The organism is Pantoea phytobeneficialis, from assembly GCF_009728735.1.
GTDB lineage: Bacteria > Pseudomonadota > Gammaproteobacteria > Enterobacterales > Enterobacteriaceae > Pantoea > Pantoea phytobeneficialis.
The window spans coordinates 16,325-37,748 of record NZ_CP024640.1 but is presented as its reverse complement, the minus strand read 5'-3'; the positions used below and the strand labels follow the sequence as shown (position 1 = coordinate 37,748).

The window sequence follows — 21,424 nt, the reverse complement described above, 5'->3', positions numbered from 1 at the left end:
CGGGATCAGTGCACATCCGCCCACTGGCGCAGGGCGGGTTTTTGCACAATCTTCTCGGCGAAAGCCCCAAACAGCACTCCCATCACGCACCACATCGTCAGTTGGGTACCGAAGGCACTCAGGCGAAAGCGCCACAACACATCCGCAGAAAAGCTGGCCGGGATCTCATTGATCGCGGGCATCAGCATACAGGCGGCAATCATCATCACGCAGCCTGACATCGCGCCCCACAGCGCGGCATTCCATGCCCCCAGCCGACGTTTCATCTGATGCGCACTCCACGCCGCCGCCACGATGATGACGGCGGAGATCAGCAGCATGGCAAAGTAGAGACTGGTCCGGTAACCAATGGTGGATGGATCCCCCACCGCCGGAGGGTTCGGTGGATATTTCAGGCCCGGCATCAGGCTCATCACCAGAAACCCGGCCATCGCCAGACTCAGTGCCAGGGCGCGAGGATGCGCCGGGCCAGTGCGTTGCCAGCAAAAAGACCAGATCAGCGCCAGCGCGCCCCCCATTGCAGCGCTGAACAGGATCATCCCGCTCAACAATCCGGCACCGGACTGGGTCTGGCGACTGAAGACTTCCCCATCAGCCTCATCATGGTGATGACCCTTCTCAGCGCTGGCAGGCAGATGCGGATGAGAAAGTTGTTCTTCGATAGAAATTGCCCGATCGACCTGCGGCTCGCCAAAAATATGTGCAAAACCAAAGGTGATGATGCCCGCCAGAATCCCGGCCATCATGCCCTGCAACAGGAGTTTTCCGGTCATAGACTTATCCTCAGTGGCAGGGGAAACCCAGCAAATGGCGGGCATCATGAAAATACTCATGGACCTGGTTACCAGAAAAGACGGCGGTAGCCCCCTGTTCGGCACCAACAAAATAGACAGCCAGCAACACCATCAAGGTGATGAATGCCGCCCAGGGCAGCAAAGATACCAGCGGGATGGGTGTGTTCTGGATCTGGCTCGATGTCGCGACGTGACTCATACAAATTCCTCTTAAATTATGAAAGTTCAGCGGTACGGGCGGCCGGGCTAACCGCCACCGGCACCCGCAATGTTGGGTGTTGATGGCTGTGCGCGGGCGGGCAACTGGCGTTACTCAGTATTACCGGCATGCCGTGCGGCGTATGCAAATACGCCTGACGCCATTCCGTAGCACGTTGTGCAATGTCTGCTTCTTCGGTCATTGCGAGCGACAAAATCAACTTCTCAGCCGCAGACACCCACTGGCGGTAATAAGCATCGTTGATGCTTTCATCCGCCCGTGCCGGTGCGGCTTTGATTTCTCGGCTGAAGACCTCCACCCATGTATTCCAGCTGAATTTTCCCGCCTGATGCAGGTGAACAATCAGCGAGAACACCTGTGCCTGCCACGGATGTTCAAAAGGCGCGCTGTCGGCATCTTGACCAGGGATAACGATCGCGACATCTTTGCTCATAAGGCCTCCAGATAGTCGTCCCACAAATCAATACGTACCGTATCTTTCGGTGGCGCATCAGCTCCCCACAGTTCGGTGGCGGCAAACCTGACGCTGTAAACATGTTGCGGATGTTCACCCAGCCCATGCGCTACCGTGTCTGGTGTGACAAACACGCCGTGATCAATCTCAATGGTGCCGATTTTCCCGCGTGCATAACGTGGCAGTCGGGTATGACCGACAGGGTTAAGGTTCTTCGCTCTGACCTGATCACCAACACGAAATCTGGCGCTCACCTCTTCATTCACCCGAGCTGAAGCGCCGGTGTTGACCACGGCCTGCACCATATCTGAACGCAGCACCGGTGTTTCCGCGCTGGCGGGCACGGCTGCGACTTTGCCTGCAAGCTCCTCGCGGGTAATCACCCCTTTCTCCAGCAACAGAGTCTCAAAGGCATGCATCCAGTGTTCGTAGTAGCTTTCTTCCAGGTAATGCGCCGGGTTCATGCGCTCAATCGCATGTCTGAACATGTCGACGTTGAAGTGACCGCCAACAAACAACGAAGCAAATAGCGAGAAAGCCCGGCGCTCCCATTCGTGGTGGAAAGGCGGTTCGTTAGGTTCGGTAATGACAGCACCCATACCGTGCATGCCGCCCAGATCGTGTATCCCGTTCATCGGTGTCTCCCGTTAATTGCTGCCAGGTTGTAATGCCACGCCGGTGCCAATCATCGCGTCTCGCGTCACCAGATCGGCCAGTTGATCTTCGCTCCAGCCCTCGGTTCCGGCTGGCCTTTCCGGCAGCACCAGATAACGCAGTTCAGCACTGCTGTCCCACACGCGGATTTCGCGATCTGCACCAATTGTCACCCCGAACTCAGCCAGTACACTGCGCGGGTCGATAACAATGCGTGCGCGGTAAGGCGCGGATTTGTACCATGCCGGAGGCAAACCCAGTGTCGGCCACGGATAGCAGGAACAGAGCGTGCAGACCGTCACGTTGTGGACCTCCGGGGTATTCTCAACCACCATCATGTCTTCGCCCTGCACGCCAGAAAATCCCAGCTCAGCAATGGCCTGAGTCCCGTCAGCCAACAAACGTGCTTTGTAATCAGGATCACTCCAGGCTTTTGCCACCACCCTGGCACCATTGCGTGGACCGATGCGGTGTTCATAGGTGTCAATCAGCGCATCCATTGCCGCCGGGTCCACCAACCCTTTCTCAACCAGCAGCGACTCCAGCGCTTTCACCCGTAAAGCGATCTCTGCCGGGGGTTCGGTATGTTCATGATCATGGTCGTGTGCCATCGTGTTTCTCCGTAATGACAGTGGGTTAATTGCTTACAGCTGTTTCCAGTCCCCGCTGGCTTCAAATGCAGCAGCGGCCTGATAAATCGTGCTTTCCGCGTAGTGGCGACCTACCAACATCATGCCAACTGGCAGTCCGTCCACTATTCCACAGGGAACCGACATCGCCGGATGGCCGGTGACATCCAGCGCAGCGGTATTGCCAATCATCTCGAAGGCGCGAGAAATGTATTCAGTGATGGAGCAATCAGGTTCGGGCAGGGGTTGTGCGGTGATCGGTACCGTCGGCATCACCAGCAGATCAAAATCACCCAGGGCACGGTCATAATCAGCACGCGCACGCCGGGCGATGTTCTGTGCTTTGGCATAAAACCGGCCGTGGTAACGCGACAGTCCGTACTGGCCTATCAGCATGCAAATTTTGAGTGAAGGAGAGAGCGAGTCAGCGTGGTCGCGCCAGGCGGCATGTTTGTCGAGCAGAGCAACGTCATACTGCCCTTCCCAGTTAAAACCCATGCCATTGCCGTGCATCATCTGCATAGTCAGCCCTTCGCAGCCAATTGGTGACCATAAGGCGGCGGCAAGCCGATGACCCGGCACCGAGATTTCGCCAACCACGGCACCCAGGTTTTCCAGTTTGGCCACGGCATTACGCACCTTAAGGGCCACATCAGGCTGTAGATTGGGCAACTGGAATCCTTCGGTGAGGATGCCAATTTTCAACCCTTTGACCCCCTTGCCGAGTGCCGCGCTATAGTTGCCACCGCGTGACATATATTGTCGGGGATCGAGGCCATCCGGACCGGCCATCACTTCCAGCATCAGAGCGTTATCCGCCACCGTCGCGGTGATAGGACCAGCATGATCAATGGTGGCTTCAATCGGCATGATGCCGGTATAAGGCACCAGCCCGTGGGTGGGTTTCATGCCATAGGTGCCGCAAAATGCGGAGGGAATGCGGATCGATCCCCCCTGATCGCAACCAATTGCCATATCCACCTCGCCAGCCGCGACCAGCGCTGCACTGCCTGACGAGGAGCCTCCCGCGCTGTAGCCCTGTCGCCAGGGATTCTGCACCGGAGCAGGATCGGAGGTATGGCTGCCACCCGACAGACAAAAATGTTCACAGGTGGCTTTGCCCAGGATGGTGGCGCCGGCATCCAGCAGACGGGTCACCACTGTGGCATCAAACAGGGGGACATGCCCTTCCAGCGACGTCGCACCGTTCATCATCGGTACTCCGGCGAGGGCAATGTTGTCCTTGAGGGCCACGGTTTTGCCGATCAGTCGCCCTTCAGTTGCCCCTTTGACTTCACTTTTGTAATACCAGGCATTCAGTGCATTTTCCTCTCCGGCCGGACGGTAGCCCTGCTGCCGCGGATAATTAACGGGCGGCATCTCATCTGACAGCTCATCGATAAGGTCATAGGCATCCAGATTGGGTTGCATAAGCGCCAGATATTCAGCCGCTTCTTCATCACTGAGTTGCAGATGGAGCTGGCTGGCAAGGTGATGCAGCTGCGCTGCATCCGGACGTTCAATAGCCATCATTTTTTCCCTGATTTAAATCATTAACGGTGTTAACCCTGACCCGAACATAACGTGGTTGTTGTTTGTTCACATGGTTGAGACGGACAAACTCCTGGTCAGGAAGGACAACCTCAGAACACACGGGCGTAGCGCAGATTCAGGCGGAAATCCTCTGCCGCGCCATTTTCGACGCGCAGATCCCTGCCCAACTGGATCTGGAACTGATCGCGTGGCGTGACAAACTTGGTGGCCGTCAGTCTGACGTTGGTGGTCTGGCTCTGGTTGTCCTGCTCTACGCCGTCGATACGGGTTTCACCGCCCCAGGTCTGCCCGAAACCAAGGCCCAGTGAGAGCGTCGGATCAGGGATATAGCGCCCCATAATCTGCGCAGCCCACGAGTTGTCCTGCTTCAGACGGGATGACGCCGCGCCGTAATCGTTGTTGTCGCCATACCAGATGGCGTCCCCGACCATATCCAGCGCCCATTTTTCGCTGAAGAACTTCACCCAGGCGGCCTGTAAATCCACCTTCCAGCGGTTCTCACCCAGATTTAGCGCGTTGTCATGGTCATAGTTCCCGGTTGGGACATAGAGATAGGGGGCAAAACCGAAGATGTCTCCCCCGCTGTTCAGCCGAATTTTGAGCGGAACCGTCAGGATCAGGTCACCGGTGCCATTGGCTGAACCCAGTGAAGCGGCATCCCCGCTGCCAAAAACCCGACCGAACGGCAGCAGAAACTGTGGATCAAGCGTTGCCGTCTCGGTGATTTGCACGGTATGCAATAACCTCAACATGCCGATATCGGACGTGACATTGTAATCAGAACTGATTTTGTCACCGTGAGAGCGGGCCGAGCCGGTGGTGGCGTGTTGATAATACAACAGACCAACCGTGGTACCGTCGGGGAACTGGCTGTAATCGCCTGGCGCGACTTCAACAGCAAACGCCGATGTCGCAGACAACAGCATACCCAGCAGGCAAAAGCGTAAACCTGGCATAATCATTCCTCGGAAAATGGCGTACAAAGGGGGTCAGCGCACGGCATCACGCAGCATCCCGGTACAGGGATGGCAGTTGATGTACTCAAACGTCTGAAAGCGCGCATCTGAAACCGATACTTCGTGATAGAGCCGGAGTTTTTGCAGTCCGGTCACTACGCGAAAGAAGGTGGTGAAGATGCGCAGATGGGTGGGATGAGATTCCGCCCAGCGCTCAAGTCGATCCAGTGAGCGCCAGAAACCAATATCGTAGGCAACATCCAGCAAGTTACCGTCGATGTCTACGTTGCGCACAAAACGATTGCTGTAGCAGCCGAGCGCCTGCCCTTCATCACGCAGAAAATCCATCCCAGCCTGAAGAGGTGGCAACATTTCGGTGAAATACAGCGCTCGCTCCTGTTCATCTGCCTCCATCCAGTCCTGGCCTGATCGAATAAGGGTGATATTGTCATGCCCCTGCACCACTACCCTCCCCCCCACCGCCGGGTTGCCGGAAAGAATGCGGAGTTCGCCATCCGGTTGCAGCCAGTCCGTCTGGGACGCCGGAATGCGGTCGCGTACGGAACCCCAATAACCATGTTCCTGGATTTCGCCACTGAGGTTATCCATCACTGCACCAACACCGGGTAGATCCTCTTTAAACGCGTAAAGCGTTTCGAATTGCTCCGCGCGCGGGGCAATAATCTCGCGAAAATATCCCAGGCCTTCGTGCAGACGATCATCCGATGACCACCAATCGACTACCTCTGGCTGATGCAGCCAGCGGCAATATGCCGCCGGATCGCGCCAGTAACCGACAACAATAAAGTTTCCAAACCCCTGGTTATCGGTGTGAAAGGTCACGTCATGATTAGCGGGCCCGTTGTGCAGGCTGAAACTACGCACCATCTGCTGCATGGCATTGATTGCTGCTGCACGTTGTTCTTCACGAAACTGCACGCCCAGATAGGCCATCACCACCTGAGTCAGGCTGGCGTCGGCTCGTCCGGCGAACATCGGGAAAGGCGGTTGATAATCGTCGTGCACCCGACGGGAAAGCGTGCGGGGACATTTAAGATGCGTGTCGATGGCAGATTCCATAATGACTCCCTGGTGAGGCGTTATTGTTGTTAAGAAAAATCATCATCGATATTAAGGAGAAATCGGCGGCTCACCTGGTTGTGGTGGACAACATCCTGGTTGTTCTGGACAGGGGGTAAAACACTCGCTGGTGGGATGGAAATGGTGCAGGATTGCCCTAATCTGGCGCACCCTCCATTTTTAACTGGCAGTAACCTACTGATTTAAAAGATACCGAGTAGTTATGGCGCAATTATTGCTTTCAGTCAGAAATGATGAGTTATGACAATTAATTGCCACGATGAGGTGTGATTGTGAACAGTACATTTGCTCCCGATAATGTCCGCTATTCCACCGCACAGGTTGCAGGACCACAGCGCTTTGAGTACTGGAATGATGTGATTCTGCGCCACTGCATCCCCTCTGATGGTAAACCCCTCTCGGGAACCTTTGATGGTGAGCTGGGCGTACGTGAGGTTGGACTGGTTGATATTTGCACCCTCAGTGCCAGCCTGCATTACTGGGAACGCAAGGCAAAACATCTGCGCACCGGGCCAGAGGATGACTTATGGCTGGGCTGTTTTCAGGACGGCTACGGTCAACTGGAACAGGGGGGAAGAAAGGCTAACCTCAGCTCAACTAACCTGGTGCTTTACGATGCTGCGCAGACATTTCGTTTCAGCATTGGCGGCCAAAACAACCACCTGATTCGTATCCCGAGACATTTACTGTGCGGCAAACTACCCGGAGCAGACGCGATGACAGCCACTGTGCTGGATGAGGCGCGTCCCGGCATCATTCCGTTACGTGAGATGATCTACCAGGCAGTGCGATCTCCAGAAATTCTCAGCGACCCTCATCTGGCCGGGCGTTTTTCACAAACGCTGCTTGACCTGCTGGTACTCAGCCTGGAACTACAGACGCCGGAAAAAGAGTATGTTGAACGTGATTTATACGCGAAAATCAGAAATTACATCCGCCGACACCTTACCGATCCAGCTCTGAATCTGGAAACCATTGCCCTCGCCCACCATGTCTCGGTGCGCACGGTGACTCGCGCCTTTGCCCGGCATCAGAAAACACCGGCGGCGATAATCTGGCAGGAACGTCTTGAAGCCAGCCGTGAGGCGCTGGTACAGGGGCGAGTAGCCAGTGTGTCTCAGGCGGCGATGGATTACGGTTTCTCTGACTTCTCTCACTTCAGTCATGCTTTTCGCAAAGCCTTCGGCGTTACCCCGCATTCAGTGATGAAACAGCATCGTCAGGATATTCAGGGTTAAAATCCACCGTATAAGTTCCCTTTCAATAACTTGTCATATATAACTCTTCTCGCAACAGGAACGTCATCGTGCGCGTATCCTGCTGATACATAAAAACCATAAGGGAAGGTCATGGACAGAAACACGGTAGTCACGTTATTGAAGTATAAGAAGTGGGCTGATGCGGCCACCCTGAAGTCGATAATCTCTCTCGACGCTTCTGCTGACAGCCAGAAGCGCCATCTGATGCTAAGGTTGATGAACCACATCTACGTGGTCGATATGATTTTTCGCGCCAATATCACCGGCCAGTCACATGGATATACCGCGCTGAATACGCCTGAGACACCATCATGTGACGAACTGGCAGCCAATATGAACGCCTGTACTGACTGGTATATTGAACATATCAGTGCGATGAACGACGCAGATTTTGCCGAGACCATTAACTTCAGATTTGTTGACGGCGGTGACGGCGAAATGAAGGCCATCGATATGATTAACCACGTCCTTTTCCACGGTACCTATCACCGTGGAGCAGTGGGCTGGCTGATATCAGAATGCGGTGGCGTTCCTCCGAAGGATGTCATGACGGTATTTCTACGGGATCATAACCACTGATCACTGAAGGGAGAGTCAAAACAATGCAGAGCCTTGAAATTGTTCCCCGACTGCTCCCTGAAGTGCGTTCCGGGAAGAAGCGCCACACCATCCGCTGGCAGGAACGTGAAATCACGTCTGGCCCGATGTTATATGTGAATGCCGAGGATGTTTCTGACATGGTCATTGTCTGGGTGACGCATGTGGAGACCATGCCACTCTTCTCCGTAGCACAGCATCTTGGCAAAATCCAGGCGTGGCCAGACGATGTGTTACTGGCTGGTATGCGTGAGCACTATCCGGGGATTGAGATGGACTCCATAGTGTCGGTCATCCATCATCTTCCCCCCGCATCAGACTGAATGAGTAATCAGCTCAACAACCTCGAATTCCTGGAAAACCAGTTCCATCGTGGCTGAGAATGTCCCTTCGCGTTCGAAGAAACGTTGATGTTCTGTTTGCCAGTATGCAAGACTCAGGTCTCCCTCGCCCTCTTTTGCTGCCAGTTCTGCGCTGACATCTTCAAAACGGAGCAGATGGACGGCGGTAACGCGTATGACACAAACGGCATGCCCCTGACTATCCTCCACCAGGGCATAGGCACCGATTACCGGAAAGCATTCATCTTCTGCACATCCAGCCATTGACCCACAGGTGGCGGTTTTTTTTCCACTCGCCACCAATGCCGCCAGCTCATCCATCATCTCCGGAGAATCGCCAAACGACCACGCTGTGACCGCCGGATACTTTGCTTTGACTTGTTCAGACGCCATCATAATTTCGTCCATTCTTCCCTGGTAATACGAAACATCAGACTGGGGGCGAAACCTTCTGGATCCATCACTTTCTCCAGAAATGTCATGCCGACCTTTTCCAACACCCGACGTGACGCCAGATGATTCTCGCGAACCACTCCCACAATATCCGTTAGCCCGACTTCCTCAAACCCATACTGAATGGCGCGCAGGGAAAGCTCCGTTGCATAACCTTTCCCCCAGGCATCAGGCTCAAATCGATACCCCAGATTGTTGGTATTACTTCCATTAAATTGACTGGCAAACACACCACCAAATCCAATGACTCTGTCAGGATTTGATTTTGCGAAAATGGTCCAGTCACCAAAACCATATTGCTGATATTCAAGCAGGGTACGCTCCAGCACAGCGCGCGCATATTCAATATTCGGATACGGACCACGAGGATTAAATCTATGCGTTTCGGGGTCACCATAAATACGGAACAAATCGCCTACATCGTCAGGAGTCGACCTTCTGTATAACAACCTTTCTGATTCCCATTGCATCCTTGTTATCCCTGTACATTTTAAATGTTGTCCACAATCACGGTGCATATCTGACTCAAAACCCTGTGGATAAAACTGACCGGCTCGCTTGTCATGACGCTCAGAGATATGACGGTTACTTACTGACCACCAGGTTTAGTACCATAACGCGTCACCAGACAGGTCGCAGATGTTTCCTTAATATCGGGTCCAAACATTGCGAACAGCCGTAAGTGTCTGAACCATTCTCCTCAGGTAAACGCAATGCATGACAGCAGGGCGGCGTGGTAATTGCTTTGAGCGACAGGATGCGACAGCGAGTTGAGGTAGCATATCTGAATTGCAGTGATGAAAAGAGAAAAATAGATTCTAACATCATCAGTTGATTTGATATGCCCTCAAAATCTGACGGGTGGTAACGCGCAAAATTGGCACGGCGGATTCAGTCTTAAAACATCCACGGACATCCCGTGTCGGGTGTTTCCTTCACGTTTCATTGAACGAATGCAGGGAATTTCAATTTGAAATTTTCCGATATAATCGATATTAAACAATAAGTTATGCTTAATTTTCTGTAGGGTAATTTTACCCTATTCAAGGACACATCAATACGTTTGCCGAGAAGTAATTAGAACATAGGAGATACTGCCAGGATAGGACAGCGTCAACGCAGTGACTCTGGTCATTCCATTTCATCCAGATGAGAAAGGGTAGCGTAAATTGCCAATATTGGCTCTTTTCCCGGATTTGACAACGTTTGATGAATATAGGTACTGAGGACATGGCAGACACCTTTCAATATTGTGTACCCATCCAAATCGACCTGGTTTTCAGATCGATGTTCCACATAACGTAGCTGTATCATCATATTTCCAGCCTTTCATGCAGCCGCTCAAGCTTGCCCTGCGTCTGCGGATGACCGGGCCGTGAATGGTCATCAAGCAGGTCAGCAGATGGCTGTATCCTCCGTTCCAGGCAAAATGCCCCTTGAAGTCCTTCTGCCACAGTTGATCCAGCGCGTCGTGATCGAAGCGGCCCACGACAACTGCCGGGGCAGTAACGGCAGACAACGGATAATGGCGGCTGACTATGTCGTCAGGTGTTATGCCTCAGTTGTATGTATCAACCATGCTCCAGGTACGTACTATGAAGAGGGGAGGGGAGGGGGAAAGAATTATCCGTCTGTATAAAGCAGATTATTCAATCAGTTAATGAGTCATGGCAAATGCATGTAAATTTAATGACGCCGCTACGTCATTTCTGAGAATGTTTCGGGGTCTTTCCTGCCGAATTTTCACGTAACGACGTCATTTTAAAGAACCAAAAACCTTACGATTTTGTTCTTCTCTCATCCTGTCGCTACTGAAATTCGTGTTTCAAGGTTTTCGCAATCAGCTCCAGCATAATTTTCCTGTTTGCTTAAAAGCGACTTAGTATGTACATGACGGCTGCGCTTTCCAGGATAACAAAGAGGTGAAAGGGAGTGAGCAGGGGTGATGACAGAATGTTACTCATTGAGATACGGCAATTTATGTCACTGACCGGATACCAAAGCCAGATCATCATTGGTTACCCCAACTCTCAAGCTCTTTTTTACCGATTAAATGGGAATTTCAAATTGAAATTTTTTAAATTTAATGAATTAAATCATATAGTTAATTATATAGTTATGTTGGGATATGATTATTATGGGTTGTTTATTGATGAGTCGAGTGTGTTACGCGGTATCAGTAAGCCTGCTATAGCCTTTGGCATTACCGGGAATCCACCTCCTCTGTCTTGCTGAAATCCATTCCGACTTATTCACGTTATTCACAGGGTAGATCCAATAATCTGATCTTAATACGATCTTATATCGATCCTATAAAAGCCAAAACGATCCCCGGATCGCTACAGGCCTTGGTATCTCTGGGTTACGTTAAGGTCTGGGTTATCAGTCATATGCAAAAGGTTTCCGCCTGTATGCAAAAGGTTTCTGGTCATATGCAAAGGGTTATCTGTCAGGTGCACTTTGATTTCCGCTTATATGCTGGTAAGGTTATCGGTCATATGCGGTGGCAAATTTAACTGTTGATAAATGGATCCTGTTTATGGCTAAGAAAGTCAATGACTTAGATAGCATGACCGAGGAAGTTAATAAGAAAACGGGCGAAGTTGTCCACTTAAATCCTTCGGCAACTGCAACGGTGCAGCCTGTAGCTCTGATGCGGCTGGGGCTTTTCGTGCCAAATACGGATCACGCGAAGGCTAAGAGCTCCGTCAATACGGTTAAGTCCACCGTGGATGCTACCGAGGATCTTTACCATCTGGAAGTCGTAAAGCGGGAAGGGTATAAAGATATCTCTATCCGCTCTGAACGCCTTGATATGGCGACAGATTTCCGTGTCTGGCTGGGGATCATTCGTTCGATCTACGATAACGGCACCTTTGCCGGTAAGTTAAAACTCCCTTTCACCAAGTTTTTACAGAACTGTGGGTTCGACTCAAAACGTTCAAACAAAGACATGAAGAAGCGTATCGATGACTCATTGATGCGCCTGCGTGGTGTGACAATTCAGTTCCGTAATGACACAGGTTCTCTGACTACCGGCCTGGTCAATAGCGCGCATTACAACATGGTGAAGAACGAAGTCGAAATTGAGGGAGATCATCGGCTGGCTGACCTCTATCAGATGGATTACAAAGTTTATCTGCGTCTCAAGGCTATCGATCATTTGCCCCGTAAAGAGTCTGCACAGGCCCTCTACACGTTTATTGAAAGCCTTCCCAGAAATCCGGCCCCGGTCTCAATGAAACGCCTGAGAGAGCGTCTGAGGCTGAAATCGCGCATTGCTTACCAAAATCACATTGTGCGTAAGGCGCTGGAGGAGCTCAAAGAGATCAATTATCTCGAATACACCGAAACCAAGCGGGGCAGGTCGGTCTATTTCAACATTACCAAGCGAAATCCAAATCTTATCCCGGATAAGTCGTTGAAACTCGACAGGAGCACGGAGGATGAACCTCAGGTCGTTGATGAGGCGATGATCGCCAAAATCAGTAAGCTGAAAGATTCCGGCTTTAGCGAGGAAGAGATAGCCAAGATCCTGATCAGTCTCGATTCCCGGTGAGTGGCATCCCAGTGATAACTTTGCCAGCATACCACGGCTAACCTTTCTAATTTCATCAGCTCATTCAGCCAGTTATGGATGAGCTGATTGCGTTCCTCTGGTGCAAACCATCGCTTTCACACTGCGGTTATCTGCAAACATAACCGCAAAACAGCATACAACCGATAACCTTTCCGTTTAATCAACCCTGATAAGCATACGACCGATAACTTTTAAACCCCCATATGCTTCATCAATACAATATCTGCGTACGACAGCCAACCTTCCAGTTATGAAACCCTGAAAAATAAACCTAATATTCTGATATTTAATGGAAAAACGAGCATCACACGTTGCCACAATGCATCAATAAGTGCGGTATCTTCAGCATACGACAGATAACCTTTTAGCATACGACTGAAAACCTTTTATGCATCATATGGCAAAAAACAGGAAGTTAATGCATTTGCGTCATTCCGAGTGACTGGCATATGACGGGAAACTTTTTGCATACGACAGATAACCTTTTAACCCGGCAAATACCCTGTCTGCGTACATTGTGTTTAAACTTCAAACGGCCAGAGAATCCTCGACGTGTTTAGAGCATATGACGGGAAACCTTTTGCATATAACGGCCAACCCTAATTGAGCTGAAAAGGGCCGTAAACGATCTTCATACGACCGCCAATACTGCTGATTTTTGGCATATGACAGATAACTTTTTGCGTACGACTGGAAACCTTGAAAGATCGAAAGTGGGTGAGTTCACTGATAAATAAGAAGAAGTCATTTTGCATATGACTGATAACCTTTCGCTCCATCCTGATGAGTGATCCACGTCACATTTTTCCAGATCGCTGAATTATCAAAGGGTAGAAGCGTATGAATGCCAATTTTCAGCATACGACTGGAAACCTTTGAGCAAACACTGCGGTGTAGCTTTAAAAGATCGCAGCCTGGATCCGATATGTGATCCTGTCACGTTGAACATTTTGGCATATGACCGATAACCTTTTTGGGGGATACCCAGAAGACCCAGCCGTAGAATATTAATGTATCCATATGAATTTTATATATTTCCAATAGAGATTAGCTCATATTTTCTTCATTTTAATCCGTCTGACCGTGTTTCACTGAACCTCTACGGAGCATATAACTGGAAACCAATGCGCAAATATTCATCAGCAATGTGACAGGATCACAAATTGATTCTTGTGACACGGCATAGTTGAGAACAGAACCCTCTATTTAACGCACACCTCTTGTTCAGGAGATGTACTGGCATTGTCGGCGCGTACAACTTTTTTCTGAAAAACGAAAAATGTTGCACGTAGCAAAATGCCATGTACACTTAGGAAAAATTTTGCCAATGGAGTAATGGTATGAAAAGTAACTATGGTGGCGTGGACGAAACTGCCCGCAGGGCGAACGCTATGCTGCGCAGTATGAGTGACGACATCATCGATAAACGTCATGAATTTGGACTTGACCGTTACTATCAAACCTTTACCCGAAATTCAGTTGCAAACATGCCGAAACTCAGCCGTCGTGCCGTTGAGCAGGCCATTGATGAAATGGAAGCCGCCGGTCATGAGTTTGGTAAGAAAGATGCCGGTAATGCCCGACATTACGCGCTGACCGTGCAGGATGTGGTGGATATTTATGCCCATCGTAAGGTGCCTAAGTATCGCGATATTCACGCCGGCAAAGGCCCGTTCGTTATCTTTGTGGTGAACCTGAAGGGTGGGGTATCTAAAACCGTCAGCACCGTAACGCTTGCGCACGGGCTTCGCGTGCATCCGGATCTGTTGCAGTATGATCTGCGTAACCTTGTCATCGATCTCGACCCGCAGGCTTCCAGCACTATGTTCCTGAACCATACCAACAGTATCGGTTCCATCATGGAAACAGCGGCACAGGCTATGCTGAATGACCTCGATGCCGAACAACTGCACAAGGACATCATCCAGCCAACCATCATTCCTGGTGTGGATATCATCCCAGCCTCCATCGATGATGGCTTTGTCGCCAGCCAGTGGAATGAGTTAGTGCACGAACATTTGCCTGGCCTGTTGCCCTCTGAGGTGCTGCGTCGCAATATTATCGACCGTGTCGGGAACGATTACGATTTCATCTTTGTGGATACCGGGCCGCATCTGGATGCCTTTATGCTCAACGCGATTGCGGCAAGTGATTTGCTGCTCACCCCGACACCACCGGCCCAGGTCGATTTTCACTCGACACTGAAATACCTGACTCGTCTGCCAGAAATGCTGGAGCAACTGGAAGAGGAGGGGATTAACCCGCGCATTAAGGGCAATATCGGATTCATGTCAAAAATGACCACCAAACGTGATCATGAGATGACACATGGTCTGGCCCGCGACGTATTTACATCCTACATACTGGACGCCACTTTGCCGCGTCTTGACGGATTCGAGCGTTGTGGGGAAACCTTCGACACGATAGTAAGTGCTGACCCACAATCTTATCCTGGTAGTGCCGAAGCGCTGAAAAATGCTAAGCGCGAGGCGGAGCGATTTACCCAGGCGGTTTTCAAAAGGATCGAATTTGTGAGGGGTATCAAATGACCAAAGTCATGAAGAAAATGGGCCGCACATTAGGGAACTCTAATTTCTCTAAAATGCTGAGTGAAAGCGAAGGTGCCCGAGTATTCGTTCTCAAGTCTGGAAAAGAAGCCCGTTTTGTCCTCACGAAAGTACTGCACGACGACATTGAAGCGCAGACCTATATCGATTCTTCCGTTAATGGACGTGATCAGTCGTTGCTGACACCTGAATCCGTAGCGGATATTTCCCGTACCATTACGTTGCAACAGTTCTTCCCGGCGATTGGCAGGGAAGTCGATGATCGTATCGAAATTCTCGACGGATCGCGTCGCCGTGCTGCCTGTCTGTACAACGGGACGCCATTCGAGGTTCTGGTGACCAAAGATGAGCTGGATTTGGCTGATGCGCGCCAGCTGGCCGTGGACATTCAGACCGCTAAAGAACATACCCTGCGTGAACTGGGTAAACGTCTTGAACTGATGTATCCCGGTGATATGAGCCAGGCAGAGATTGCGAAATCAGAAGGGATTTCTGCGGCAAAAATCACCCGTGCATTCCAGGCGGCATCCGTCCCGGAAGAGATGATCGCCGTTTTCCCGTCAGGCAGCGATCTCGCGATTGCCGATTACCAGTTTTTGCTCGATGTGGCGGAAAAGGCCAAAAGCAAAAAGCTGGCTATCAGCGACATTGTGGCTGGGGTGCGCGAGCGTATTGAGAAACAGGGCGAAACGGAATTTGATGATCCGGTCACCAAAGCGAAAATCATTGGCTATTTCCGGGCCGAAAGCAGCCGTCTGAAAACCCCCAAAGCGACCAAAAAAGCGGCGGCGGAAAATCTGGTGGTGTTTAAAGACAAGAAACAGTTTGCCCGTAAAAAGGTCGATACGGAAAAACGTCTGGTGACGTATGAATTCTCGCGTATTTCTGCGGAATTTCAGGCCGAGCTTGATGCGGCGATCCGGGCGGTGGCGGAAAAAATGGTCGCGGATAAAAAATCTTAACGAGCACATTTCCCGTAGCGTCGCGATTTATCGCACTGTTTAAACCTGCGCGATGAATCGCGACGCTACGGATTTTTCAATCTGCTGATTTTTTGTTTTCAATTGTAGATTGATCGATCTACAATTGTCGCAACATCCACCCAGAATGATGCAATCATGAAATCAGGCCCAGGTAGACCCAGAGAATTTGATCCGCAGGTTTTCCTCAATTCAGCGCTCGAATGCTTCTGGCAAAAAGGTTACCGATCGACATCAATGGCCGATTTAATGCAGGCATCCGGGTTAGCGAGCGCCAGCATTTACAAACTCTATCCCGATAAGCGTTCAATCTTTCTCGCTGCTCTCCAGCAATACATGGATGCCGGACTGGTTCGCGGTCAACAACGTGACGAGGAACTGGCACCAGAAACCGCATTGCGGGAAACGCTGGAATTTGTCGCGCTGTTTTCTTCCGGGCCACAAGGCGAGAAGGGGTGTTTCACCATCGCTGCGGCCTGCGAGTTGCTGCCGGGTGATGATGAAGTCAGAAGCCGGGTTGAATACAAATTTCGCGGGATAGTGGCGCGCCTGAACAGCATCCTGCGCAAAGGTCAGGAAACGGGGGTATTCCGTTCTGACGAACCGGCAGAAGTGATGGCGGAATGCATTTTTATGCTGCTGGAGGGCATGCGCGTCTACGGCAAAATCAAACCGGAGATAAGCGTGCTGAGAAAAAGTAATGAATTCATTATCCAGTCCGTACTGGCCGGTGCAGGGCAGAGGTGAGCATGCTGATGCCCGGGGCGCTGGTTCGTCGCCAGAGAAGAAGAAAAGTGATGGTGGTCCTGCAAACTGAGGGCGATAGCATCACCTGCGGCTGGACAGACAATGGCCGGTTTTATAAGCGACGTTTTTCGGCCGACCAGTTGCGCTTGTGTATGCCCTGGTCGGATATGTGGCCCATGACCTGAAGATCAGATCTTCACAGGATCACGCTGCCAAAATGCAGCGGATTACGCATGACATGAGCAATAGTTTGCAGGTTCTCTGCGCACATCTCGCGTGACCAGGAACCCCCGAGGCAGATACGCAACGCGTCCGGGGGATTATTATCGGTACAGAAAGCCGCGCTTGAAACTGCGCTGACCCCCAGTTCACGCAACCGTACCGCCATTTCGGCCGGATTCCAGTCAAAATGACGTGGCAACAGTAACCAAAGGTGGAAACCCTGCGGCGTGGCGCGGAAAGTAAACTCCTTCAGGATCTCCGATGCCATTTTCTGGCGAATCACCGATTCCGCGCGTACCGATTGCAGCACCCGGTCAGCGGTGCCGTCGTTGATCCACTGCGAAGCCAGTGCGTTGGTGATCGGACTGGCCATCACATTCAGGGCGCGTAATGCCCCCGCCAGCAGCTGCGTCTGGTGTTTGCCCGGACCTTTAATAAAGGCGGTGCGCAGCCCCGGACCAAAGCATTTTGACATGCCGGTAATGTACCAGGTGAGTTCAGGGATAAGTTCACTGAACGACGCAATATGTTGGGTCGCCAGCGCCGCATAGGCTTCATCTTCAATCACCGGAATGCTGTAGCGTGCTGCCACATCAGCCAGCGCTTCGCGTCGCCTTAACGGCAGGGTCAGGGTGGTGGGATTCTGGATCGTGGGATTGATATACAGGGCGCTGATGTTACCGGTCTGGCACTGGTATTCAAACACCCGCGGCAGCGGGCCATCTTCATCACAGGGCAGGGATTGCAACGTAATATTCAGTTGGCTGGCGATGGCTTTCAGGCCGGGATAAATCAAATCACTCACGCACACGCTGCCTCCCTTGCGGCACAGCAGCGTCAATAATCCCACCAGCGCGCTGTGAATACCCGGTGCTATCAGGATTTCATCCATATTCACCGAGGGTAGTTGCTTCTCCAGCCAGACTTTCGCCATCGCTTTATCATCCGCCTGGCCGCCGAAGTCCTGATAACGCAACAAGCCAAGAATATTTTTTTGGCTAAAGAGATTGATTGCTCCCTGACTGATGGCCTGCGCCAGCTCTTCTCCCGGCTCAATCGGTGAATTCATGGTCATTTCATAGCTGCTGCCGCCACTCAACGGTACCGCAGGCACCTTACCGCGAATATAGCTGCCGAGCCCCCGGCGCGAGTCGATCAAGCCGCGCCGGGTGGCCTCGGCATAGCCACGCGTGACGGTGGTGTAATTCAGGGAGAGCTGGATCGCCAGTTCGCGCAGCGGCGGCAGGCGGTCGCGTGGTTGAAACTCGCCGCTGTTGATGCCATCAGCAATGATGTCAGCAATCAACAGATAAGCCGGACGTGCGGTGTTCTGACTTTGGTGGTGATGCCAGCGGCTGACGAGTTTGGTAAGCATGGATTCGATTCCGACAGATGGAGAAGAGAGCATCACTATTGCCTGGTGGAGGTTATTCTGCAATCACCTTTATCATTGATTGCATCAATGATTGCATGATGATTTTGATTGTGTGCATTTTTGGTGCGAATTGGCATCAATCTGGTGCAAAATTCCGCGTAACGCTGTTGTGCCCCTGCGCTAATCCCGTGCGATTGACAGGGTTTAAAAATTTTTTAGCTCACAAGTTGAGCAGTTGATGGGATCTTGATTGCATCCCTGCATTTGGCGGCTGGCACGACCCTTGCTCCATTCTCCCTACATCACCTGCGGATGTGCCATAACGGGGAGCGTGGCTCCCCCCTGATAAAGACTGGGAGAAAAGTGCTATGCCAAAAGTTACGATGCCTGCCCACCAGACCGGTGATTTCTTTGTTGACTACGAAGAGAAGGTTTTTGAGGACGTAAAAGCGGAACCGGGCCAGAAAGCGTTGGTGACCTTTCATACAGTCGCGTTTGAAGGTTCCATTGGCTTCGTCAATATGTTGCAGGCAACCCGTCTGCAACGCAAAGGCTTCGAAACCTCCATTCTGCTGTATGGACCGGGTGTGCTGCTCGGCGTACAGCGCGGCTTTCCTACCCTCGGCGCGGAAGCCTTTCCCGGGCACCAAAACTACGCCAACCAGCTGAATAAATTTATGTCGGAAGGTGGCAAGGTTTACGCCTGCCGCTTCGCGCTTCAGGCGCTCTACGGTCATGGTGAACCGTCGCTGCTGGAAGGCGTGCGTCCGATCAATCCGCTTGATGTGCTGGATCTGAAGCTGCTGCATGTTCGTGACAACGCGGTGATTATCGACACCTGGACTATGTAAGCGGAGGCGCGCTATGGCTGGATCACGCATTATCCGTGCCGCCGCAGCCCAGATTGCGCCAGATCTCCATGAGGCCAGCAAAACGCTGGCCCGGGTACTGGAGGCAATCGATAAAGCGGCAGAGCAGGGCGCAGAGATCATCGTTTTCCCTGAGACTTTTGTGCCTTATTACCCTTACTTCTCGTTCATCACACCCGCAATGACTGCCGGTGCCGCCCATCTGAAACTTTACGACCAGGCGGTGGTGGTCCCCGGTCCGATTACCCACGCGGTGGGGGAGCGCGCCCGTCTGCGCAAAATGGTGGTGGTGTTGGGCGTCAATGAGCGCGATCACGGCACGCTTTACAACACCCAACTGGTGTTTGATGCCAGCGGCGAGCTGGTACTTAAGCGCCGCAAAATTACTCCGACCTACCATGAACGGATGATCTGGGGGCAGGGTGATGGTGCCGGGCTGAAAGTGGTCGACACCGCCGTTGGGCGCGTGGGGGCGCTGGCCTGCTGGGAGCATTACAATCCGCTAGCTCGCTACAGCCTGATGACGCAGCACGAAGAGATCCATTGCAGCCAGTTCCCCGGTTCACTGGTGGGGCCGATTTTTGCCGAGCAGATGGACGTCACCATCCGTCATCACGCGCTGGAGTCCGGCTGTTTTGTGATCAATGCCACCGGCTGGCTGACTGAGGAACAAATCAATGAACTCACCGCTGATCCGGCGATGCAGAAGGGGCTACGGGGTGGTTGCAATACCGCCATCATTTCCCCGGAAGGGCGTCATCTGGTGCCACCGCTGACGGAAGGTGAAGGCATTCTGATTGCCGACCTGGATATGGCGTTAATCACCAAACGCAAACGCATGATGGATTCCGTCGGGCATTACGCGCGCCCGGAATTATTGAGCCTGCGTCTGGACGCGACCCCTGCCCGCTACGTGGTGGCGCGTGATGATGAATCCGAAACCGGAGGAGAGCGCGATGCAGAACGTTCCGTCTACTCGCCAGCAGCTGATCACTGAGTTACTGACCCAGGGGGTCAACGTCATCAACCCGCAGCAGGAGCATGTCAGTCGTCATGGTGGTGCCGGGCCGTCTGACCACCAGGCGATGAACATTGATGGCGTGACGGTGATGGTGCCGATCTACACCCATTCCGCCCGTCAGTCGCCGTGGCAGGTGAAGCATGAGACGTCCGGGGCCACCCGGCTCTACAACAACACCATTCCGGTGCGGGAAATCAGCATCGCCCATAAGCCCAGGTTTTATGAACGGCAGACAGCGGAGGGTATTCCCTATTCACAGATCGCCACGTTACACGGCACCGATGTGCTGGCGACTACCGTGTTGCAAACCTGCATCCGCTATGAAAATCGCGCGAAGGCTTGCCAGTTCTGCGCCATCGGCCAATCGCTGGCGGCGGGCAGCACCATTGCGCGTAAAACACCGGAACAACTGGCCGAGGTGGCGAAAGCGGCGGTTGAGCTGGATGGCGTCAAGCATATGGTGATGACCACCGGCACGCCATCCGGTAGCGATCGCGGTGCACGCATTCTGGTGGAAAGTGCGCTGGCGATTAAAGCCGCCGTGGATTTGCCTTTGCAGGGGCAGTGTGAACCCCCTGGCGATGCGAAGTGGTTTCAGCGCATGAAAGATGCCGGGATTGATGCGCTCGGCATGCATCTGGAGGCGGTAACCCCGGCAGTGCGCGCCCGCATTATGCCGGGCAAGGCGCAGGTCAGCGTTGATCAATATCTTGAGGCGTTTGCCGAGGCGGTGGCGGTGTTTGGTCGCGGTCAGGTCAGTACCTATATCCTCGCGGGACTGGGCGATACCCCCCAGGCGATTCTGTCGCTGTCGGAAACCCTGATCGCGCTTGGTGTTTATCCATTCGTCGTGCCGTTTGTGCCGATCAGCGGCACGCCCCTGGAACACCATCCGGCACCCGACAGCCAGTTTATGTCATCCATTCTGCAACCGTTGGGGCAGATGCTGAGTCAGGCCCGTTTGCGATCCAGTGATATCAAGGCGGGTTGCGGTCGTTGCGGTGCCTGCTCGTCACTTTCCAGCTTCGAGCAGGCGATGGCGTAAGGAGTG

At 52.4% G+C, this 21,424-nt stretch carries 21 protein-coding genes and 1 pseudogene; 10 read left to right on the top strand and 12 right to left on the bottom strand.

Annotated elements, in window-relative coordinates; all coding sequences use genetic code 11:
- Window positions 1–5: 5 nt before the first annotated feature.
- The 8 genes from CTZ24_RS25570 to oxdA form a co-directional block, all read right to left on the bottom strand.
- Window positions 6–773 carry a CbtA family protein gene (locus tag CTZ24_RS25570; protein WP_021186319.1) on the bottom strand — a complete coding sequence of 256 codons (768 nt, stop codon included), beginning with the start codon at window positions 771–773 and terminating at the stop codon, window positions 6–8.
- Between the two features lie 10 nt (window positions 774–783).
- Window positions 784–993, bottom strand: coding sequence for a CbtB domain-containing protein (locus tag CTZ24_RS25565; protein WP_021186318.1), 210 nt, complete (start codon window positions 991–993; stop codon window positions 784–786).
- 16 nt (window positions 994–1,009) lie between these two features.
- Window positions 1,010–1,447 (bottom strand): nitrile hydratase accessory protein, encoded by a 438-nt coding sequence (locus CTZ24_RS25560; protein ID WP_208727286.1) that lies wholly within the window; start codon window positions 1,445–1,447, stop codon window positions 1,010–1,012.
- A complete protein-coding gene (gene nthB, locus CTZ24_RS25555) occupies window positions 1,444–2,103 on the bottom strand; it encodes a nitrile hydratase subunit beta (protein ID WP_208727285.1) in 660 nt (219 codons plus the stop codon). Before nthB ends, CTZ24_RS25560 begins: the two co-directional genes overlap by 4 nt.
- A 12-nt stretch (window positions 2,104–2,115) precedes the next feature.
- On the bottom strand, window positions 2,116–2,733 hold the full coding sequence (gene nthA, locus CTZ24_RS25550) for a nitrile hydratase subunit alpha (RefSeq protein WP_021186315.1): 618 nt from the start codon (window positions 2,731–2,733) through the stop codon (window positions 2,116–2,118).
- A 33-nt stretch (window positions 2,734–2,766) separates the two neighbouring features.
- A complete protein-coding gene (locus tag CTZ24_RS25545; RefSeq protein WP_208727352.1) occupies window positions 2,767–4,281 on the bottom strand; it encodes an amidase in 1,515 nt (504 codons plus the stop codon).
- A 113-nt stretch (window positions 4,282–4,394) separates the two neighbouring features.
- Window positions 4,395–5,261 carry a transporter gene (locus CTZ24_RS25540; RefSeq protein ID WP_208727284.1) on the bottom strand — a complete coding sequence of 289 codons (867 nt, stop codon included), beginning with the start codon at window positions 5,259–5,261 and terminating at the stop codon, window positions 4,395–4,397.
- A 33-nt stretch (window positions 5,262–5,294) separates the two neighbouring features.
- Complete coding sequence (oxdA, locus tag CTZ24_RS25535; RefSeq protein WP_208727283.1) at window positions 5,295–6,341, bottom strand: aliphatic aldoxime dehydratase; 1,047 nt, start codon at window positions 6,339–6,341, stop codon at window positions 5,295–5,297.
- 293 nt (window positions 6,342–6,634) lie between these two features.
- Between oxdA and CTZ24_RS25530 the strand changes: the two genes are divergently transcribed.
- From CTZ24_RS25530 to CTZ24_RS25520, 3 genes are all read left to right on the top strand, one after another.
- Window positions 6,635–7,600: a helix-turn-helix domain-containing protein gene (locus tag CTZ24_RS25530; protein ID WP_208727282.1), complete on the top strand. Its 966-nt coding sequence runs from the start codon at window positions 6,635–6,637 to the stop codon at window positions 7,598–7,600.
- A gap of 111 nt (window positions 7,601–7,711) precedes the next feature.
- Complete coding sequence (locus CTZ24_RS25525; protein WP_208727281.1) at window positions 7,712–8,200, top strand: DinB family protein; 489 nt, start codon at window positions 7,712–7,714, stop codon at window positions 8,198–8,200.
- A gap of 23 nt (window positions 8,201–8,223) precedes the next feature.
- Window positions 8,224–8,541 (top strand): ASCH domain-containing protein, encoded by a 318-nt coding sequence (locus CTZ24_RS25520; RefSeq protein ID WP_208727280.1) that lies wholly within the window; start codon window positions 8,224–8,226, stop codon window positions 8,539–8,541.
- On the opposite strand, the gene CTZ24_RS25515 is transcribed toward CTZ24_RS25520, so the two are convergent.
- The 3 genes and pseudogenes from CTZ24_RS25515 to CTZ24_RS25505 form a co-directional block, all read right to left on the bottom strand.
- Window positions 8,533–8,955, bottom strand: coding sequence for an ASCH domain-containing protein (locus tag CTZ24_RS25515; protein ID WP_208727279.1), 423 nt, complete (start codon window positions 8,953–8,955; stop codon window positions 8,533–8,535). The genes CTZ24_RS25520 and CTZ24_RS25515 overlap by 9 nt on opposite strands.
- Entirely contained in the window at window positions 8,952–9,482 is a 531-nt protein-coding gene (locus tag CTZ24_RS25510; RefSeq protein ID WP_208727278.1) for a GNAT family N-acetyltransferase, read from the bottom strand. Before CTZ24_RS25510 ends, CTZ24_RS25515 begins: the two co-directional genes overlap by 4 nt.
- Window positions 9,483–10,385: 903 nt before the next feature.
- Window positions 10,386–10,522: pseudogene (locus tag CTZ24_RS25505) on the bottom strand (IS481 family transposase); the annotation flags it as partial.
- 1,029 nt (window positions 10,523–11,551) lie between these two features.
- Between CTZ24_RS25505 and CTZ24_RS25500 the strand changes: the two are divergent.
- From CTZ24_RS25500 to CTZ24_RS25485, 4 genes are all read left to right on the top strand, one after another.
- Window positions 11,552–12,571, top strand: coding sequence for a RepB family plasmid replication initiator protein (locus CTZ24_RS25500; protein WP_208727276.1), 1,020 nt, complete (start codon window positions 11,552–11,554; stop codon window positions 12,569–12,571).
- Window positions 12,572–13,932: 1,361 nt separating this feature from the next.
- Complete coding sequence (locus CTZ24_RS25495; RefSeq protein WP_036627981.1) at window positions 13,933–15,141, top strand: AAA family ATPase; 1,209 nt, start codon at window positions 13,933–13,935, stop codon at window positions 15,139–15,141.
- Window positions 15,138–16,121, top strand: a complete 984-nt coding sequence (locus tag CTZ24_RS25490; RefSeq protein ID WP_208727275.1) for a ParB family protein — start codon at window positions 15,138–15,140, stop codon at window positions 16,119–16,121. The genes CTZ24_RS25495 and CTZ24_RS25490 overlap by 4 nt, the downstream gene beginning before the upstream one ends.
- A gap of 156 nt (window positions 16,122–16,277) precedes the next feature.
- Window positions 16,278–16,886 carry a TetR/AcrR family transcriptional regulator gene (locus CTZ24_RS25485; RefSeq protein ID WP_208727274.1) on the top strand — a complete coding sequence of 203 codons (609 nt, stop codon included), beginning with the start codon at window positions 16,278–16,280 and terminating at the stop codon, window positions 16,884–16,886.
- A gap of 196 nt (window positions 16,887–17,082) precedes the next feature.
- Here the strand turns inward: CTZ24_RS25485 and CTZ24_RS25480 are convergent, their stop codons facing one another.
- Complete coding sequence (locus CTZ24_RS25480) at window positions 17,083–18,483, bottom strand: aminotransferase-like domain-containing protein (RefSeq protein ID WP_208727273.1); 1,401 nt, start codon at window positions 18,481–18,483, stop codon at window positions 17,083–17,085.
- Between the two features lie 368 nt (window positions 18,484–18,851).
- On the opposite strand from CTZ24_RS25480, the gene CTZ24_RS25475 reads away from it, so the two are divergent.
- From CTZ24_RS25475 to CTZ24_RS25465, 3 genes are read left to right on the top strand one after another with little or no spacing between them, the layout of a single operon-like run.
- Window positions 18,852–19,334, top strand: a complete 483-nt coding sequence (locus CTZ24_RS25475; protein ID WP_021186297.1) for an MSMEG_0572/Sll0783 family nitrogen starvation response protein — start codon at window positions 18,852–18,854, stop codon at window positions 19,332–19,334.
- Between the two features lie 13 nt (window positions 19,335–19,347).
- A complete protein-coding gene (locus tag CTZ24_RS25470; RefSeq protein ID WP_208727272.1) occupies window positions 19,348–20,349 on the top strand; it encodes a Nit6803 family nitrilase in 1,002 nt (333 codons plus the stop codon).
- Window positions 20,309–21,418 carry an MSMEG_0568 family radical SAM protein gene (locus CTZ24_RS25465; RefSeq protein WP_021186295.1) on the top strand — a complete coding sequence of 370 codons (1,110 nt, stop codon included), beginning with the start codon at window positions 20,309–20,311 and terminating at the stop codon, window positions 21,416–21,418. Before CTZ24_RS25470 ends, CTZ24_RS25465 begins: the two co-directional genes overlap by 41 nt.
- Window positions 21,419–21,424: the final 6 nt, after the last annotated feature.

What these genes read in the sequence shown, in the direction of transcription:
- CTZ24_RS25520 (WP_208727280.1), top strand. Translation starts at nt 8,224, where the DNA reads ATGCAGAGCCTTGAAATTGTTCCCCGACTGCTCCCTGAAGTGCGTTCC.
- CTZ24_RS25560 (WP_208727286.1), bottom strand. Translation starts at nt 1,447, where the DNA reads ATGAGCAAAGATGTCGCGATCGTTATCCCTGGTCAAGATGCCGACAGC.
- nthB (WP_208727285.1), bottom strand. Translation starts at nt 2,103, where the DNA reads ATGAACGGGATACACGATCTGGGCGGCATGCACGGTATGGGTGCTGTC.
- CTZ24_RS25545 (WP_208727352.1), bottom strand. Translation starts at nt 4,281, where the DNA reads ATGGCTATTGAACGTCCGGATGCAGCGCAGCTGCATCACCTTGCCAGC.
- CTZ24_RS25500 (WP_208727276.1), top strand. Translation starts at nt 11,552, where the DNA reads ATGGCTAAGAAAGTCAATGACTTAGATAGCATGACCGAGGAAGTTAAT.
- CTZ24_RS25515 (WP_208727279.1), bottom strand. Translation starts at nt 8,955, where the DNA reads ATGATGGCGTCTGAACAAGTCAAAGCAAAGTATCCGGCGGTCACAGCG.
- oxdA (WP_208727283.1), bottom strand. Translation starts at nt 6,341, where the DNA reads ATGGAATCTGCCATCGACACGCATCTTAAATGTCCCCGCACGCTTTCC.
- CTZ24_RS25470 (WP_208727272.1), top strand. Translation starts at nt 19,348, where the DNA reads ATGGCTGGATCACGCATTATCCGTGCCGCCGCAGCCCAGATTGCGCCA.
- nthA (WP_021186315.1), bottom strand. Translation starts at nt 2,733, where the DNA reads ATGGCACACGACCATGATCATGAACATACCGAACCCCCGGCAGAGATC.
- CTZ24_RS25490 (WP_208727275.1), top strand. Translation starts at nt 15,138, where the DNA reads ATGACCAAAGTCATGAAGAAAATGGGCCGCACATTAGGGAACTCTAAT.
- CTZ24_RS25570 (WP_021186319.1), bottom strand. Translation starts at nt 773, where the DNA reads ATGACCGGAAAACTCCTGTTGCAGGGCATGATGGCCGGGATTCTGGCG.
- CTZ24_RS25485 (WP_208727274.1), top strand. Translation starts at nt 16,278, where the DNA reads ATGAAATCAGGCCCAGGTAGACCCAGAGAATTTGATCCGCAGGTTTTC.
- CTZ24_RS25565 (WP_021186318.1), bottom strand. Translation starts at nt 993, where the DNA reads ATGAGTCACGTCGCGACATCGAGCCAGATCCAGAACACACCCATCCCG.
- CTZ24_RS25475 (WP_021186297.1), top strand. Translation starts at nt 18,852, where the DNA reads ATGCCAAAAGTTACGATGCCTGCCCACCAGACCGGTGATTTCTTTGTT.
- CTZ24_RS25465 (WP_021186295.1), top strand. Translation starts at nt 20,309, where the DNA reads ATGCAGAACGTTCCGTCTACTCGCCAGCAGCTGATCACTGAGTTACTG.
- CTZ24_RS25540 (WP_208727284.1), bottom strand. Translation starts at nt 5,261, where the DNA reads ATGCCAGGTTTACGCTTTTGCCTGCTGGGTATGCTGTTGTCTGCGACA.
- CTZ24_RS25495 (WP_036627981.1), top strand. Translation starts at nt 13,933, where the DNA reads ATGAAAAGTAACTATGGTGGCGTGGACGAAACTGCCCGCAGGGCGAAC.
- CTZ24_RS25510 (WP_208727278.1), bottom strand. Translation starts at nt 9,482, where the DNA reads ATGCAATGGGAATCAGAAAGGTTGTTATACAGAAGGTCGACTCCTGAC.
- CTZ24_RS25525 (WP_208727281.1), top strand. Translation starts at nt 7,712, where the DNA reads ATGGACAGAAACACGGTAGTCACGTTATTGAAGTATAAGAAGTGGGCT.
- CTZ24_RS25480 (WP_208727273.1), bottom strand. Translation starts at nt 18,483, where the DNA reads ATGCTTACCAAACTCGTCAGCCGCTGGCATCACCACCAAAGTCAGAAC.